Origin of the sequence: Kitasatospora indigofera (genome assembly GCF_014655955.1) — a bacterium.
In the GTDB taxonomy this organism is placed as follows: Bacteria; Actinomycetota; Actinomycetes; order Streptomycetales; family Streptomycetaceae; genus Kitasatospora; species Kitasatospora indigofera.
This window is the reverse complement of the sequence record NZ_BNBO01000038.1, coordinates 65,873-80,429: the sequence shown is the minus strand read 5'-3', so window position 1 is coordinate 80,429 and position 14,557 is coordinate 65,873. Positions and strand designations below refer to the sequence as shown.

The 14,557-nt window shown below is 74.3% G+C and carries 14 protein-coding genes; 2 read left to right on the top strand and 12 right to left on the bottom strand.

Annotated elements, in window-relative coordinates:
- Positions 1 to 139 precede the first annotated feature (139 nt).
- The 8 genes from IE329_RS27120 to proC all read right to left on the bottom strand — a co-directional run bounded on the left by IE329_RS27120 (position 140) and on the right by proC (position 7,588).
- Positions 140 to 1,147: a lysophospholipid acyltransferase family protein gene (locus IE329_RS27120; protein ID WP_190213609.1), complete on the bottom strand. Its 1,008-nt coding sequence runs from the start codon at positions 1,145 to 1,147 to the stop codon at positions 140 to 142.
- Positions 1,144 to 2,256 carry an NAD-dependent epimerase/dehydratase family protein gene (locus IE329_RS27115; RefSeq protein ID WP_190213617.1) on the bottom strand — a complete coding sequence of 371 codons (1,113 nt, stop codon included), beginning with the start codon at positions 2,254 to 2,256 and terminating at the stop codon, positions 1,144 to 1,146. Before IE329_RS27115 ends, IE329_RS27120 begins: the two co-directional genes overlap by 4 nt.
- Before the next feature lie 223 nt (positions 2,257 to 2,479).
- Positions 2,480 to 2,578 (bottom strand): 30S ribosomal protein bS22, encoded by a 99-nt coding sequence (locus tag IE329_RS27110; protein WP_003948845.1) that lies wholly within the window; start codon positions 2,576 to 2,578, stop codon positions 2,480 to 2,482.
- Between the two features lie 187 nt (positions 2,579 to 2,765).
- Positions 2,766 to 2,975: a helix-turn-helix domain-containing protein gene (locus tag IE329_RS27105; protein ID WP_063351305.1), complete on the bottom strand. Its 210-nt coding sequence runs from the start codon at positions 2,973 to 2,975 to the stop codon at positions 2,766 to 2,768.
- A gap of 509 nt (positions 2,976 to 3,484) precedes the next feature.
- Complete coding sequence (locus tag IE329_RS27100; RefSeq protein WP_190213608.1) at positions 3,485 to 4,681, bottom strand: acetoin utilization protein AcuC; 1,197 nt, start codon at positions 4,679 to 4,681, stop codon at positions 3,485 to 3,487.
- Positions 4,682 to 4,748: 67 nt separating this feature from the next.
- The gene (locus IE329_RS27095) at positions 4,749 to 5,945 is read right to left on the bottom strand and encodes an MFS transporter (protein ID WP_190213607.1); all 1,197 of its coding nucleotides are present in this window, start codon (positions 5,943 to 5,945) and stop codon (positions 4,749 to 4,751) included.
- Between the two features lie 84 nt (positions 5,946 to 6,029).
- Positions 6,030 to 6,716: an HAD family hydrolase gene (locus tag IE329_RS27090; protein WP_190213606.1), complete on the bottom strand. Its 687-nt coding sequence runs from the start codon at positions 6,714 to 6,716 to the stop codon at positions 6,030 to 6,032.
- 44 nt (positions 6,717 to 6,760) lie between these two features.
- The gene (proC, locus tag IE329_RS27085; protein ID WP_190213605.1) at positions 6,761 to 7,588 is read right to left on the bottom strand and encodes a pyrroline-5-carboxylate reductase; all 828 of its coding nucleotides are present in this window, start codon (positions 7,586 to 7,588) and stop codon (positions 6,761 to 6,763) included.
- Between the two features lie 300 nt (positions 7,589 to 7,888).
- On the opposite strand from proC, the gene IE329_RS27080 reads away from it, so the two are divergent.
- Positions 7,889 to 8,335 carry a hypothetical protein gene (locus IE329_RS27080; RefSeq protein ID WP_190213604.1) on the top strand — a complete coding sequence of 149 codons (447 nt, stop codon included), beginning with the start codon at positions 7,889 to 7,891 and terminating at the stop codon, positions 8,333 to 8,335.
- A gap of 228 nt (positions 8,336 to 8,563) precedes the next feature.
- Positions 8,564 to 9,898 (top strand): SCO2583/SCO2584 N-terminal domain-containing protein, encoded by a 1,335-nt coding sequence (locus IE329_RS27075; RefSeq protein WP_190213603.1) that lies wholly within the window; start codon positions 8,564 to 8,566, stop codon positions 9,896 to 9,898.
- Positions 9,899 to 9,911: 13 nt separating this feature from the next.
- Here IE329_RS27075 and IE329_RS27070 read toward each other — a convergent pair whose 3' ends face one another.
- The 4 genes from IE329_RS27070 to IE329_RS27055 form a co-directional block, all read right to left on the bottom strand.
- Positions 9,912 to 10,454: a hypothetical protein gene (locus tag IE329_RS27070; RefSeq protein ID WP_190213602.1), complete on the bottom strand. Its 543-nt coding sequence runs from the start codon at positions 10,452 to 10,454 to the stop codon at positions 9,912 to 9,914.
- 111 nt (positions 10,455 to 10,565) lie between these two features.
- A complete protein-coding gene (gene ilvD, locus IE329_RS27065) occupies positions 10,566 to 12,410 on the bottom strand; it encodes a dihydroxy-acid dehydratase (protein ID WP_190213601.1) in 1,845 nt (614 codons plus the stop codon).
- A gap of 163 nt (positions 12,411 to 12,573) precedes the next feature.
- Positions 12,574 to 13,335 carry a class I SAM-dependent methyltransferase gene (locus tag IE329_RS27060; protein WP_190213600.1) on the bottom strand — a complete coding sequence of 254 codons (762 nt, stop codon included), beginning with the start codon at positions 13,333 to 13,335 and terminating at the stop codon, positions 12,574 to 12,576.
- 43 nt (positions 13,336 to 13,378) lie between these two features.
- Positions 13,379 to 14,182, bottom strand: coding sequence for a sugar phosphate isomerase/epimerase family protein (locus tag IE329_RS27055; RefSeq protein ID WP_190213616.1), 804 nt, complete (start codon positions 14,180 to 14,182; stop codon positions 13,379 to 13,381).
- Positions 14,183 to 14,557: the final 375 nt, after the last annotated feature.

The following is a 14,557-nucleotide window of genomic DNA, read 5'->3' as shown; positions in this document are numbered from 1 at the left end:
GGCACGGCCCCGGGCGATCGCCCGGGGCCGTGCCGCTGCCGCGCTTTGCTGTGTCCCGCTGGGTCGTGCTGTGCCACCGACCCTGCCGCCGGCCCGGACGTGGCCGGACGTGGCCCGGACGTGGCCCGACGGCCGGGGATCAGAAGAAGACCGAACGCCGTTGCACCAGCAGCTTGTAGAGGGTGTGCTGGATGGTCTCGCGGACCTCGTCGGTCAGGTCGAAGACCAGCATCGGGTCGTCCGCCGCCTCCGGCGGGTGGCTGTCGGTGGCGATCGGCTCGCCGAACTGGATCGTCCACTTGGTCGGCAGCGGGATCGCGCCGAGCGGCCCCAGCCAGGGGAAGGTGGGCGTGATGGGCACGTACGGCAGGCCCAGCAGTCTGGCCAGCGTCTTGGCGTTGCCGATCATCGGGTAGGTCTCCTCGGCCCCGACGATCGAGCAGGGCACGATCGGCACCTGGGCCCGCAGCGCGGAGGCCACGAAGCCGCCGCGGCCGAACCGCTGCAGCTTGTAGCGGTCCGCGAAGGGCTTGCCGATGCCCTTGAAGCCCTCCGGCCAGACCCCCACCACCTCGCCGCGCTCCAGCAGCGCCTGGGCGTCCTCGTTGCAGGCCAGGGTGTGCCCGGCCTTGCGGGCCACCTCGTTGACGCCCGGCAGCACGAACACCAGGTCGGCGGCGAGCATCCGCAGGTGGCGGCGCTGCGGGTGGTGGTCGTGGATCGCCACCTGGGTCATCAGGGCGTCCAGCGGGATCGTCCCCGAGTGGTTGGCGACGATCAGCACGCCGCCCTCCGCGGGGATGTTCTCGATCCCGCGCACCTCGACCCGGAAGTACTTGTCGGCGAGCGGCCGCAACAGCGACAGGAAGACCGCCTCGGTCAGCTCCCGGTCGAAGCCGAACTCGTCCACCTCGTAGTCACCGGTGATCCGGCGGCGCAGGAAGGACAGGCCGCCGGCCGCCCGCTCCTCCCAGCCCTTGCCGAACAGCTTGGTGGCCGCGGGACCGAGCCGGCCCGCCAGTGCGCCGCCGACCGCGTCGGCCAGCCGGTCGGCGAGGCCCGCCTCCGGGGCGTCGTTCCAGCTCGGCGCGGACTCGATCGGGATGACCTTGGCCTCGCCCGTGGCGTACTCCCTCGCGGCACTCATCGCGGGTTCAGCTCCTGTGTGGGGTGGGTCGGGTGGGCCGGGTGGCGGGCCGTGGTGCCCTCGGGCCCGAGCAGCCCGGCGAGGCGGTCGGTGACGGCGGTCAGGCGCTCCGGCGGCAGCAGTCCGGCGCTCTGCGCGGCGGCGAAGTCGCCGAAGGCCTCCGCGGTGGTGAACCTCGGCTGGTACCCGAAGGTTTCGCGCAACCGGGTGGTGTCCACCACCCGGCCGTGCGTCAGCAGCCGCAGCTGCTCGGGCGAGAAGTCGGCGAGCCGGGTCTGCCGGACCAGTCCGGCCACCCAGCCGATCACCGGCTGCAGCATCGGCACGGTGGGCCGGCCGAGCCGGCGGGCGCACTGGGAGAGCAGCAGCACGCCCTCCCCCGCCACGTTGAAGGTGCCGGCGTTGCTGGTGCCGGGGAGGGGCTCGACGGCGGACCGGCAGAGCACCTCGATCACGTCGTCCTCGTGGACGAACTGCAGGCGCGGGTCGTGGCCGAGGACGGTCGGCAGCACCGGCAGGGTGAAGTACTCGCAGAGCGGGGTGTCCCCCACCGGGCCGACGATGTTGGCGAAGCGGAGCACGGTGACCGCGACGTCCGGGCGGCGCCGGGCGAAGCCGCGGACGTAGCCCTCGACCTCGGCGGCGTCCTTGGCGAAACCGCCGCTCGGCAGGTTCTTGGGCTGCATCCGCTCGCCGAAGACCGCCGGGTCGCGCGGCGCGGAGCCGTACACGCCGGTGGTCGACTTCACCACCAGGCGGCGCAGGCCGGGCGCCTTCTGGCAGGCACCCAGCAGCTGCATGGTGCCGATGACGTTCGACTCCTTGACGGCGCTGCGGCCGGCCGGGCCCACCCCGGTGGCGCTGACGTTGAGGTGGACGACGGTGTCGACCTGGTGCTCGGCGATCACCCGGGCGACGGCGGGGCGCCGCAGGTCGAGCTTCTCGAAGCGGTAGCCGGCCGCCGGACCCTCGGGTTCGGCCACCGGGTCGCGGGGCGGCTGGACGTCGACCCCGACCACCAGGTCGATGCCGGGACGGCGACGGATGTCGGCGACGAAGCGGGCACCCAGGTGCCGTGCCACGCCGGTGACCAGCACGACCTTGCCCACGGTGTTCGCGTCCTCCTCGGCCGACCTGCCCTCATCTGCGTGCACCGTATCGCGCCCGGGTTGCGGGCGGGTGTCCCCGCGCGCACCGGATCGGGCGGTGTTGCCCGGCGGGCCGGGCGGCGCCCTCCCCGGGCACCGGGGCCGGAGATGGCACTGCCCGCCCGGGCCATGACGGCCGGGGCGGGCAGGAAAGCTCCAGGCCGGCAGTGCGCGGCCGTAGGGCTTACTTCTTGTTGCGACGCTGAACGCGAGTCCGCTTCAGAAGCTTGCGGTGCTTCTTCTTGGCCATACGCTTGCGACGCTTCTTGATGACAGAGCCCACGGAACAACCCTCGCTCACTGAGACTCTCGTCCGTGTGAGACGGAGTCCATACGACTGACGGAGGGCCTAGCCTACCTTCCGCGCGGCCCGCACCGTAATCGTGCTCCCGGCGACCGGGAAACTTGCGGGAAATCTGCGGCAAACGGGCGCGGGACCCGCTGGCTGCGGGCCCCCCACCGATTGCCGGCTACGCGCTTTCGAGCCGCACGTAGGACTCCTTGAGGTACTCGTGGACCGCCTGCTGGGGCACCCGGAAGGAACGGCCGACCCGGATGGCCGGCAGTTCTCCGCTGTGCACCAGCCGGTACACCGTCATCTTGGACACCCGCATGACCGAGGCAACCTCTGCCACGGTCAGGAAGACGACCTCCTGCAGGGGGCGTTCGCCGGAACTCATGACCTCACCCGACCCTTACCCGTGTGCAAGGCACCGGCTTCCCCTCCGGTGACTCCACCGGCACACGTGTATCCCCAGAGTAGTTAAGGGTGGTACCAGTGGGAAGAGGGGGAAGCGCCCGACTCGTACGGTGCGAGATCCCCCCGTTGCAGTACGTAGTCGATCGGCGGTCTGTCGCAGCCGGTCCGGTCAGCGCCGTCGACCGGCCGTGCACGGAGGAAGGTTCGCCCGCAAGGGCGAGGGGCCCGGCCCGGCCCGCCCGGACGAGCACCGGGGGCGCGGCCGGGCGGCGACGGCCGTCCGGCCGAGTCTGCTGCGGGGGTTCAGCGCCGCCAAAGGCGCTCGGAAGCACGGACCGCGCGCAGGGAGCGCCCGGAGCCTGCCGTACGCGCCTGTACGCCGTTGTGAGCGCCCCCCTGCCCCGTCCGGTGGGTGTCCCGTCCGGCCGGTGCCCCGCCGTCCGCGGGAGCCGCGCCCGGGGCGGGAGCCGGCGCGCCGCCGGGGGCGGCTCAGGGCAGCAGCCCGTGGTGCGGGAACACCGCCCTGCGGGCGGCGAGGATCGCCTGGTCGAGCCGGTCGGCGGGGTCGTAGCCGCTGTCGAAGTCCCGCCAGCCGGCGTCGGCGCCGTCGGTCATCCGCAGCGGGCCCTGCTGCCGGGTCCGGCGGTAGACCTCGGCGCGCCAGTCCGCCGGCGTCTCGGCGACCGGGTCGACCGGCCGGCCGGCGGCCGTGGCGACCAGGTGGGTCCAGGCCCGGGGGACGACGTCGACCACGGCGTAGCCGCCCCCGCCGAGGGCGACCCAGCGGCCCCCGGCGTGCCGGTGGGCCAGTTCGTGCAGTTGCTCGGCCACGTGCCGCTGGGCGTCCAGGGTGACGGCGAGGTGCGCCAGCGGGTCCTCGACATGGGTGTCCGCGCCGTGCTGGGTGACCAGCACCTGGGGGAGGAAGGCCGCCAGCAGGTCCGGCACCAGGGCGTGGAAGGCGCGCAGCCACCCGGCGTCGCCGGTCCCGGCCGGCACCGGCAGGTTGGCGGCGCTGCCCGGCGCGGCCGGCCCGCCGGTCTCGCTGGACCAGCCGGTCTGCGGGAAGATCGTCGCGGGGTGCTCGTGCAGCGAGATCGTGAGCACCCGGGGGTCGTCCCAGAACGCGTGCTGGACGCCGTCGCCGTGGTGCACGTCCACGTCGACGTAGGCGACCCGCTCGGCGCCGAGCTCCAGCAGCCGGGCGACCGCGAGCGAGGCGTCGTTGTAGACGCAGAAGCCGGACGCCTGGCCGGGCATGGCGTGGTGCAGGCCGCCGGCGAAGTTCACCGCGTGCGGGGTCTCGGCGCGCCAGACCGCCTCGGCGGCCGCCACCGACTGGCCCGCGATCAGCGCGGAGGCCGAGTGCAGCGCCGGGAAGGACCAGTTGTCGTCGGTGCCGAGACCGTGCCGGGCGTCCCGCTCCTCCGGGTGGGCGGCCGCGTGCTTGACCGCCTCGACGTACTCACGGGTGTGCACCAGGCCGAGGGTGGAGTCCCCGGCGGCGGCCGCGGCCCGCACCGTCACGCCCGGCCCGGTGGTCAGCCCCAGCGACTCGGCGAGCCGCATGGTGAGCGCCAGCCGGGTCGGGTCCATCGGGTGGCCGGGGCCGAAGTCGTAGCTCGTGACGGCCTCGTCCCAGAAGAGGTGCAGGCCGCAGGGGGTTCGGCGCTCGGCGTCGGGCATGGCATCCACGGTAGTGGGTGGGGCCCGGCGGCCGTCGCAAGGGTCCGCCCGCCGTCCCGGCGGGCCGTCAGGCGACCTTGGCCGGCGTCCGCGTCACGACCGGCGCGGGCGCGAAGTGGCCCGCCAGCGGGATCACCGCGAGGACCAGCAGCATCGGCGCGAGCAGCGCCCAGCGGTAGGAGCTGGCGTCGGCGATCGCCCCGACCAGCGGCGATCCGATCAGGAAGCCGACGTAGTTGAACAGGTTGAGCCGGGCCACCGCCGCGTCCGAGTCGTCCGGGAAGAGCCGCCCGCCGGCCGCGAACACCTGCGGGATGATCGCGCAGATGCCGAACCCGAGGACGGTGAAGCCGGCGATGCCCGCCCACGGGCCGGGCGCCGCGGCGGCCAGCGCGAAGCCCAGGGCGGCCACCGCGGCGCCGCCGCGCACCACCGGCACGGCGCCCCAGCGCTGCACGGCCCGGTCGCCGAGGGTCCGGCCGAGCAGCATCGCGACCATGTACCCGAGGTAGGAGAGCTTGGCGACGTCGTCCGGGCTGCCCAGCCCGTCGGTGAGGTACTTGACGCTGTAGTTGGAGACCGAGGCGTCCGCGATGTACGCGACGGCCATCGCCAGGCAGAGCGGCAGCAGCGGGCGCCAGGGGATCGACCGGGCCGCGGCCTCGCTCGCCTCCCGGACGGCGTCGCCCAGCTCGGCCGGCCCGGCGAACCGGGTGCCGGCCAGGAGCGCCAGCGGGATCAGCACGGCGGCGGCGGTGCCGAACAGGGTGAACAGGCTGAGGTGGTAGTGCGAGCCGAGGCCGGCGAGGGCCGCGCCGACGATGCCGCCGAGGCTGAACGCGGCGTGGAAGCCGAGCATGATCGAGCGTCCGTAGCGGTGCTGGAGGCCGACGCCGAGCATGTTCATGCTGGCGTCGAGCGCGCCGACCAGCAGGCCGAAGGAGCCGAGCACCAGGCCCAGCTGCCAGAGCGTGTCGCCCAGGCCGACCGCGGCCAGCGTGAGGCAGAGGACCGGCTGGACGACCCGCAGCACGCCGCGCGCGCTGGTCCGCTTGACCAGCCACTCGGACGTGATCGAGCCGACGCCCGCCAGGACCGGCACGGCGGCCAGGAAGACCGGCAGCAGCGAGTCGTCCAGCCCGTACCGGTCCTGGATCTCGGGGATGCAGGTGACCAGCAGGGCGAAGGTGATGCCCTGGAGGAGGAAGCTGACCGCCAGGGCGGCGCGCGCCTGCCGCAGCCGGGCCGGTGTCTCGGTACTCATGCGGGACCTCGCTACTGGCCGGTACGACGATGTTGGCGAGAGCGTAGGCGGTGCGCGGGGTTTTGGGGAGGGGTCCGGCCACGATCATGACGGCCGCCGGCGGCCCCCGTCCGCACCGGAGGCTCGGAGCAGCCCGGCGATCCCCGACAGGTCGCCGACCAGGCCGGTGGCGCCGGCCGCGGTGAGCTTCGCCGGGTCGGTGAGCGCGGTGTACCCGTACACGTCCATGCCGGCGGCCCGGGCGGCCAGCACGCCGTTGACGCTGTCCTCCACGACCAGGCAGCGGGCCGGATCGGCCCCGAGGGTGCGGGCGGCGTGCAGGAACAGGTCCGGGGCGGGCTTGCCGACGCCGACGTCCTGGGCGCTGAAGATCCGCTCCTCGGGGAAGTACCCGCGCAGGCCGGTCAGGTCGAGCGCGGTGCGGATCCAGGCGTGGTGCGCGGAGGAGGCCAGGCAGTACGGGACGGAGTGCTGCCCGAACTCCTTCAGCAGCTGCTCCGCGCCGCGCACGGCGGTGAGTTCGGCCGCGAAGGCGTCGAAGACCCGGGCGTGGAACAGCTCGTCGAAGCCCTCCGGGAGCCTCGCGCCGTGCCGCTCGCCGATCACGTCGTGCACCCGGTGCGCCGCGGTGCCCATGTAGTCCCGGTAGGAGTCCTCGACGGTGGTCGGGAAGCCCAGCTCGGTCAGGTACTCGGCGAGCAGCCGGTTCGAGATCGGCTCGCTGTCCACGAGGACGCCGTCATTGTCGAAGATCACCAGGTCGTAGCTCACACCCGCGAGCCTACTGCCGGGCCCGCCCGCCGCTCCGGCCCGGACTACTTGCCGCCGGAGGCCAGCTCCCGCGAACGGTCCCGGGCCGCCTCCAGGGCGCCGAGCAGGGCCGCCCGGACGCCGTGGTTCTCCAGCTCGCGGATGGCCGCGATGGTGGTGCCGGCCGGCGAGGTGACGGCCTCCCGCAGCTTGACCGGGTGCTCGCCGGAGTCGCGCAGCATCACCGAGGCTCCGATCGCGGACTGCACGATCAGGTCGTGGGCGACGTGCCGGGGCAGGCCGAGCAGGATGCCCGCGTCCGTCATCGCCTCGACCAGGAAGTAGAAGTACGCCGGTCCGGAGCCGGACAGGGCGGTGGCCGCGTCCTGCTGGGACTCGGGCAGCCGCAGGGCCTTGCCGACCGAGCGGAAGATCTCCTCCGCGCGCTCCAGGTGCGCCTCGGTGGCGTGCGAGCCGCCGGAGATCACCGACATGCCCTCGTCCACCAGCACCGGCGTGTTGGGCATCACCCGGACGACCGGGGTGCCGACCGCGAGCCGCGCCTCGAACCAGCGGGTGGGGATGCCGGCCGCCGCCGAGATGACCAGCCGGTCGGTGCCGACGTGCGGGGCGAGCTCCTCCAGCAGGGTGCCCATGTCCTGCGGCTTCACCGCGAGGATCAGGGTGTCGGCGAGCTTCGCCGCCTCCGCGTTGGTCACCACGCCGACGCCGTACGCGGCGACCAGCTCGGCCGCGCGCTCCGGGCGCCGGGCGGTGACCATCACGTCCGCCGGGTCCTTGCCGGCCCGCAGCAGGCCGGAGAGCAGGGCCTCGCCGATCTTGCCGGTGCCGAGGAAGGCGATCTTCTGTCCGTGTGACGCGCTGCTGCTCATGGCCGCTCCTTCGTACCGTCCCGACTCGGTGCTGCGGCCATCCTCGCACCGGTGCCCGCGCGGGCGGGTGCGAGTCCAGCCCGTGGGCAGCTCCGGGCCCGGCCGTCCCGCTCCCCGAACACCGGGCCCGGGGCGGCGGGTTCGGCCGGCCCGGGGCGGCCGTCCGGCGGGAGCGGCCGGGGCGGCCGGGCACGCCGTCGCGGCCGCCGGGGGCGGGGCGCTGGCCGCCCCGGTGGCGTAGGGGGAAAGTCGGGGTTCTCCCCTATGGCTTCCCGCGCACCCGCGGAGCACCGTGGAGACATGGCACACGGAGACTTGTCACGACGCGAAAATCAGCAGCTCGCCGTCGCCTCCGCGACGATGGGCCCGTGGAAGACGGCCGCAGGGGTCGGTGCGGTGGTGGGCGGCGCGGCGCTCGGGGTCGACCTGATCACCGGGCACTGGTCGACGAGCATGCTCGCCGGACCGGCCGGCTGGGCGCTGTTCTTCTTCTTCCTGGTCGGCACGGTGGGGGGCCGGCTCCGCACCGACACCGGGGACCGGCGGATCCGGCGCTGGGCCGCCGAGCACCCGTGGCAGGCCGCGATGCCGGCGGCGGGGGCCCTGCTGGTCCTCAACACGCTCGCGCAGGCCTTCCTCGGGGACGCGAGCCTGATCGGCGCCTTCCTGGTGTCGCTGCTGCCGGCCGGTCTGCTGCTGGCGATCGCCGGCGTGGTGGGCTCGGTGAAGCAGGCCCGCGGGAAGTGAGCCCGGCGGGCGGATGAGGCAGGCGGGCGGGCGTCCGGCCCGGGACCACGGGGGTGCCCCGGGCCGGGGACGCGGGGGTGCGCCCCGGGGCGGCGGGGTGCCCCGGGGCGGCGGAACGGCACCCGACGGGGGGACACATCGGGTGCTAACGGCCTGAACCCACCGCCCGCCACCAGGACTTGGGCCCCTGATCATCAGGGTGTCACCCGGCGTCGCCATACTGACGCGATGCCGATAGTCGAAGATCCGGATCCCCGCCCTTCCGAGGGGTCCGACCCGGACGGGAGCGACCCGTTCGAGAACCTCGTCCTGGACGAGGAGTTCGTCAAGGGTGCCGCCGTCAAGGAACAGGCCGGCCGCACCCGGATGCTCGCCGCACGCTGGAAGGACCAGCCGCCGGTGGACCCGGGGGCCCGCCGCACCGTGCTCGACCCGACGCCCGCCCGGCCCAGGCGCCGGCTGCGCCGCGCGCCCGCGCCGGTCGACGCCTGGGGCACCCCCCGGCGCCGGCCCCGGGAGTGGCGCGCGCCGCTGTTCGTGCTCCTCACCGTCGCGGTCCTGCTCGCCGCGCTCAACATCGACGGCCTGCGGGACTGGTACCGCGGCGCCCAGGACGGCCTGCCCACCGCGGCCCCCTCCGCGGCCCCCTCCGTCGCACCGGAGACGGCGCCCCCCGGCTCGGCGCCCCCGTCGCTCGCCGCGCAGACCCCGACCGTGGACCACCCGTGGGCGGGCTCGCCCGCCGAGGGCTGGCCGGCCGGACCGGACGCGATCGTGCTGCCCGCCGCGCAGGCGGTCGGGGCGTTCGACGCGGACCAGGTCGCGGCCCAGCTGAAGCTGGTCAAGGACTTCCTGGTGGCGGCCAACCTGGACCCGGCGGTGATCGCGGGCGGCCGCCCGGAGACCGCGCTGGACCTGCTGGACCGGGAGCAGCGGGACGCCGCCGTCCGCGGGCTGGACCACCCGGACGGGACGGCCGACGCCACCACCCTGTTCAGCCGCTTCGACCCGCGGGAGGCGATCCAGGTGGGTGACGTCCGGGTCCTCGGCCGGATGAGCGTGGAGGGCGACGGCGAGCGCGGGGTGCTGATCCACACCGACTTCAGCTTCGTGTACGCGCTGCGCCCCGGCCCGGAGGCCGGGCGGCCGCTGCCGAGCTCGAAGCCGTCGGCGAGCGCCCGGCCGGCCGCGCCGGAGAACTCGAACGCCGCGAAGCCGGTGGCCTGGACGGTCGCCCTGGCCGAGGAGGCCCCCGGGAGCACCCGGACCGCCCGGACCGTCGTGCGGCGGGCGGACACCTACCGCTTCTACGATCCGGCCCGGTACCGGACCAACCCGAAGAAGATCAACTTCGAGGAGTTCCGCAGCGACGTGGGCAACAGCGCCTGCTTCGTCGTCGACGGCTTCTACCACCCGCAGTTCGAGCAGTTCGCGGCGCCGCCGGCCCTGCCCGGCCGGGAGACGCCCCACGGGCCCGCCGTGGACCCGTACGACCGCAGCACGCCCGTCCCCGCCCCCGAGCCGGGTGCGGACCCGGCGTGCGGCACCGTCAGCCGGAGCTGACCGGCCGGCCCGCTCAGCCCCGCCGCTTGCCGCGGCCCGGCGCCCTGGTGTCGGGCCGCCGGCTGCGGCTCGCCTGGCGTCGCTCGTACCGCTGGACGGCCTGCTCGTGGCGGGCGCGCTTGACCGCCTCGCCCGGGGCCTCGACCAGGCTGCGGACGAAGTAGGCGAGCAGCGCGCCCACCCCGCCGATGATCCAGACCGCGCCGAGCGCCTTGTCCTCGGCCATCCAGCCGGTGAGCGCCTCCCGGCCCTCGCTCAGCAGCTTCCAGTTGCGCAGGGCCGCCAGGCAGGAGCAGATCGCCACGGCGGCGACCAGCAGGGCGTAGACGAAGCCGCCGGCGTCGGACATCTGGACGCCCTGGACGCCGAAGCGCAGCAGCAGGGCGCCGGCGGCCGCGGCCAGCAGGGCGCCCACCGGGACGAGCGCCCGGCGCAGCCGGTAGTCGGAGCCGCGCCCGACCCAGCTGGTGCCGAACCAGCGGATGCCCTCCGGCGCGGGGGCGCCCTCGGGGGCGGGGACGGCCGGGCCGGGGCTGGGGGTGCGGTGCTCGCTCACGGATCCGATTATCACCCGCCCGGGGCGGAACGACGTAGGAGCCGCCCCGGCTGCCGGGGCGGCTCCCACATGTCCTGCCTGTCCTGCCTGTCCTGCTGGTGGCGCCGGAGGTCAGCCGAGCTTGCTGACGTCCCGGACGGCACCCTTGTCGGCGGAGGTGGCCATCGCCGCGTACGCCTTCAGCGCCTGGCTGACCTCGCGCTGCCGGTTCTTCGGCCGGTAGCCGCCCTCGGACTCCAGCTTGAGGCGGCGCTCGTGCAGCTCCTCGAAGGAGACCTGGAGGTCGACCTTCCGGGCCGGGATGTCGATCGAGATGATGTCGCCGTCCTCGACGAGCGCGATGGCGCCGCCGGAGGCCGCCTCGGGCGAGGCGTGGCCGATGGAGAGGCCCGAGGTGCCGCCGGAGAACCGGCCGTCGGTGATCAGCGCGCAGGCCTTGCCCAGGCCCCGGCCCTTGAGGAACGAGGTCGGGTAGAGCATCTCCTGCATGCCGGGGCCGCCCTTGGGGCCCTCGTAGCGGATGACGACCACGTCGCCCTCCTTGACCCGCTTGGTCAGGATCGCGTCGACCGCGTCCTCCTGGGACTCCAGCACCACGGCCGGGCCGCTGAAGGTCCAGATCGACTCGTCGACGCCGGCCGTCTTCACGATGCAGCCGTCCTCGGCGAGGTTGCCGTACAGCACCGCGAGGCCGCCCTCGACGGAGTACGCGTGCTCGACGCTGCGGATGCAGCCGCCCGCGGCGTCGGTGTCCAGGGTGTCCCAGCGCTCGGACTGCGAGAAGGCGGTGGCCGAGCGGACGCAGCCCGGGGCGGCGTGGAACAGCTCCACGGCCTCCGGCGACGGCGAGCCGCCGCGGATGTCCCAGCCCTTCAGCCACTCGTCGAGCGAGCCGGAGTGCACGGTGTGCACGTCCTCGTTCAGCAGCCCGCCGCGGTAGAGCTCGCCGAGGATCGCGGGGACGCCGCCGGCCCGGTGGACGTCCTCCATGTAGTACTTGCCGTTGGGCGCGACCTTGGACAGGCACGGCACCTTGCGCGAGATGGCGTCGATGGCCCGCATGTCGAAGTCCACCTCGGCCTCCTGCGCCGCGGCGAGCAGGTGCAGGATCGTGTTGGTGGAGCCGCCCATCGCGATGTCCAGCGCCATCGCGTTCTCGAACGCGGCGCGGGTGGCGATGTTGCGCGGCAGGACGGAGTAGTCGTCCTGGTGGTAGTGCCGCTTGGTGATGTCGACGACGGTGCGGCCGGCGTCCTCGTACAGCGCCTTGCGGGCGGTGTGGGTGGCCAGCACCGAGCCGTTGGCGGGCAGCGAGAGGCCGATCGCCTCGGTCAGGCAGTTCATCGAGTTGGCGGTGAACATGCCCGAGCACGACCCGCAGGTCGGACAGGCGTTCTCCTCGATGATGGCGATGTCCTCGTCCGAGACGTTCTCGTTGACGGCGTCGGAGATCGCGTTGACCAGGTCGAGCTTGCGGACGGTGCCGTCCACCAGGACGGCCTGGCCGGCCTCCATCGGGCCGCCGGAGACGAAGACCGTCGGGATGTTGAGGCGCAGCGCGGCCATCAGCATGCCGGGGGTGATCTTGTCGCAGTTGGAGATGCAGATCAGGGCGTCCGCGCAGTGCGCGTTGACCATGTACTCGACCGAGTCGGCGATCAGGTCGCGCGAGGGCAGCGAGTACAGCATGCCGGCGTGGCCCATCGCGATGCCGTCGTCCACCGCGATGGTGTTGAACTCGCGGGGGATGCCGCCGGCCGCCTGGATGGCCTCGGAGACGATCCGGCCGACCGGCTGCAGGTGGGTGTGGCCCGGCACGAACTCGGTGAAGGAGTTGGCCACCGCGATGATCGGCTTGCCGAAGTCCTCGCGGGCTACGCCGGCCGCCCGGAGAAGCGCCCGGGCGCCTGCCATGTTGCGACCGTGGGTGACCGTACGGGACTTCAGCTCGGGCACTGTGCTCCACTCCTTCGGAGGCTGCTGCGGCCGACTGCGCTGGTGGGAGGGTGCAGGGCCGCTGTTAGCTATCGAGCGTACGCCTCAGGTCCAGCGCGCGGACGCTCCGTCCGCGATGCGGTCAGCGCGGGTCGTACCGTGACCGCCCCGGCGGCCCGGGGCGTCAGCCCTCGGTGACCGCGACCGTGAGGTCCAGGACGTACGGCTCGGTGACCCAGCCGTCCGGGAACTCGGAGAGCAGCGCCTCCCGCTCGACCGCCAGCAGCGGCGCGCGCCGCTCGGGGGTGAGCGCCGCCAGGTACGAGCGCGAGGTGAGGTCGGTGATCACCTGGTCGACGGTGATCACCCGCTCCCAGCGCAGCACGGCGCTGCCCAGCCGCAGGCCGTACGGCTCCAGGTGCCCGACGATCTCGTTCACCGCGCCGTACGCGTGGTAGGAGCCCTGCAGCGCCTCGGCGAGCCGGGTGCCCATCGCCCGGACCCAGCCCGTCGAGCTGTCCTTGACGTTCCACCAGGTGGCCAGTGCGCCGCCCGGGCGCAGCACCCGGACCGCCTCGGGGACGGAGCGGGCCGGGTCCGTCCAGTGGAAGGCCTGGGCGTAGGTGATCAGGTCGGCGGTGGAGTCGTGGAACGGCAGGTCGTTGCCGTTGCCGCGGACCAGCGGCAGCTCCGGCGAGACGGCGTGCAGGCGCTCGGCCATCCCCGGGGTGGGCTCGACGGCGGTGACCCGGGCGCCGCGCGCGGCCAGCAGCCGGGTGGAGATGCCCGTCCCCGCGCCGACGTCCAGCACGTCGGCGCCCTTCAGCGAACGGCCGGCCAGCCGCTCCAGCTCGTCGAAGAGCGCGTCGGGGTAGCCCGGCCGGGCCCGGTCGTACTCCTCGGCGACCGCTCCGAAGGACGAAGCGAGCGTGTCATGATCCGTCATCTCTCCCCCTGGGCACAGTGGTTCGCACTCGTGCGGTCCCTCCTCAGCGTACCCGGGCGGGGGTCGCCAGGTGGAGCCGGGTGAAGGCCAGCGCCTCGGCGAGATCGGCCTCGCGTTCGGCGGCGGAGACGGAGCGGCGGGTGTTGACCTCCAGCACCACGTGGCCGTCGAAGCCGGTCCTGGCCAGGTGCTCCAGCAGTTCGGCGCAGGGCTGGCCACCCCGGCCGGGGATCAGGTGCTCGTCCTTGCCGGAGCCGGAGCCGTCGGCCAGGTGGATGTGGGCCAGCCGGTCGCCCATCCGCCGGACCATCTCCATCGCGTCGATCCGGGAGGTGGAGGCGTGCGACAGGTCGATGGTGAAGTGCCGGTACTCCTCCTCGGTGACGTCCCAGCCGGGGGCGTAGGCGAGCATCTCGCGGTCGCGGTAGCGCCAGGGGTACATGTTCTCCACGGCGAAGCGGACGTCGGTCTCGCCCGCCATCCGCCCGATCCCCTCGACGAAGTCGCGGGCGTACTGGCGCTGCCAGCGGAACGGCGGGTGGACGACGACGGCGCCGGCGCCGAGCTTCTCGGCGGCGGCCCGGGCCCGGACCAGCTTGGTCCACGGGTCGGTGGTCCAGACCCGCTGGGTGATCAGCAGGCAGGGCGCGTGGACGGCCAGGATCGGCATCCGGTGGGCGTCGGAGAGCCGGCGCAGCGCCTCGACGTCCTGGCTGACCGGGTCGTTCCAGACCATCACCTCGACGCCGTCGTAGCCCAGCTTCTCGGCCAGTTCGAAGGCCACCGAGGTGGACTCGGGGTACACCGAGGCGGTGGACAGCGCGACCTTGGTGTCGGGGATGTGCAGCGCGGGGTGCTGCGGCAGGACCAGGCGGTCGGTGGTGCGCAGCAGGGGCGCGGTCCGGGCGGCCCGCTTGGCGGCCTTGACCGCGCCGACGGTGCGCACCGCGCGTTTCACGGCCGCCTTGGCCGGGGTCCGGGGGGCCTTGGCCGCGCCGCGGGCGGTGCCGGGCGGCGGGTCGGCCGGGGTGCCGGGTGTGCTGCCGGAGGCGGTGCCGGGCGCGGTGTCGGCGCCGGCCCGGGCGCGCCTGCGGGGCTCGGCCGGCCCGGCGGGCTTCGGCGGCCCGGCGGGCACCGCCGGTGCGGCGTCCTTCGCGGCCCGGCCCCTGCGGGGCACCCTGGGACGCTTCCCGTCCTCGGCCGGGAGCGGGCCTGAGCGGTG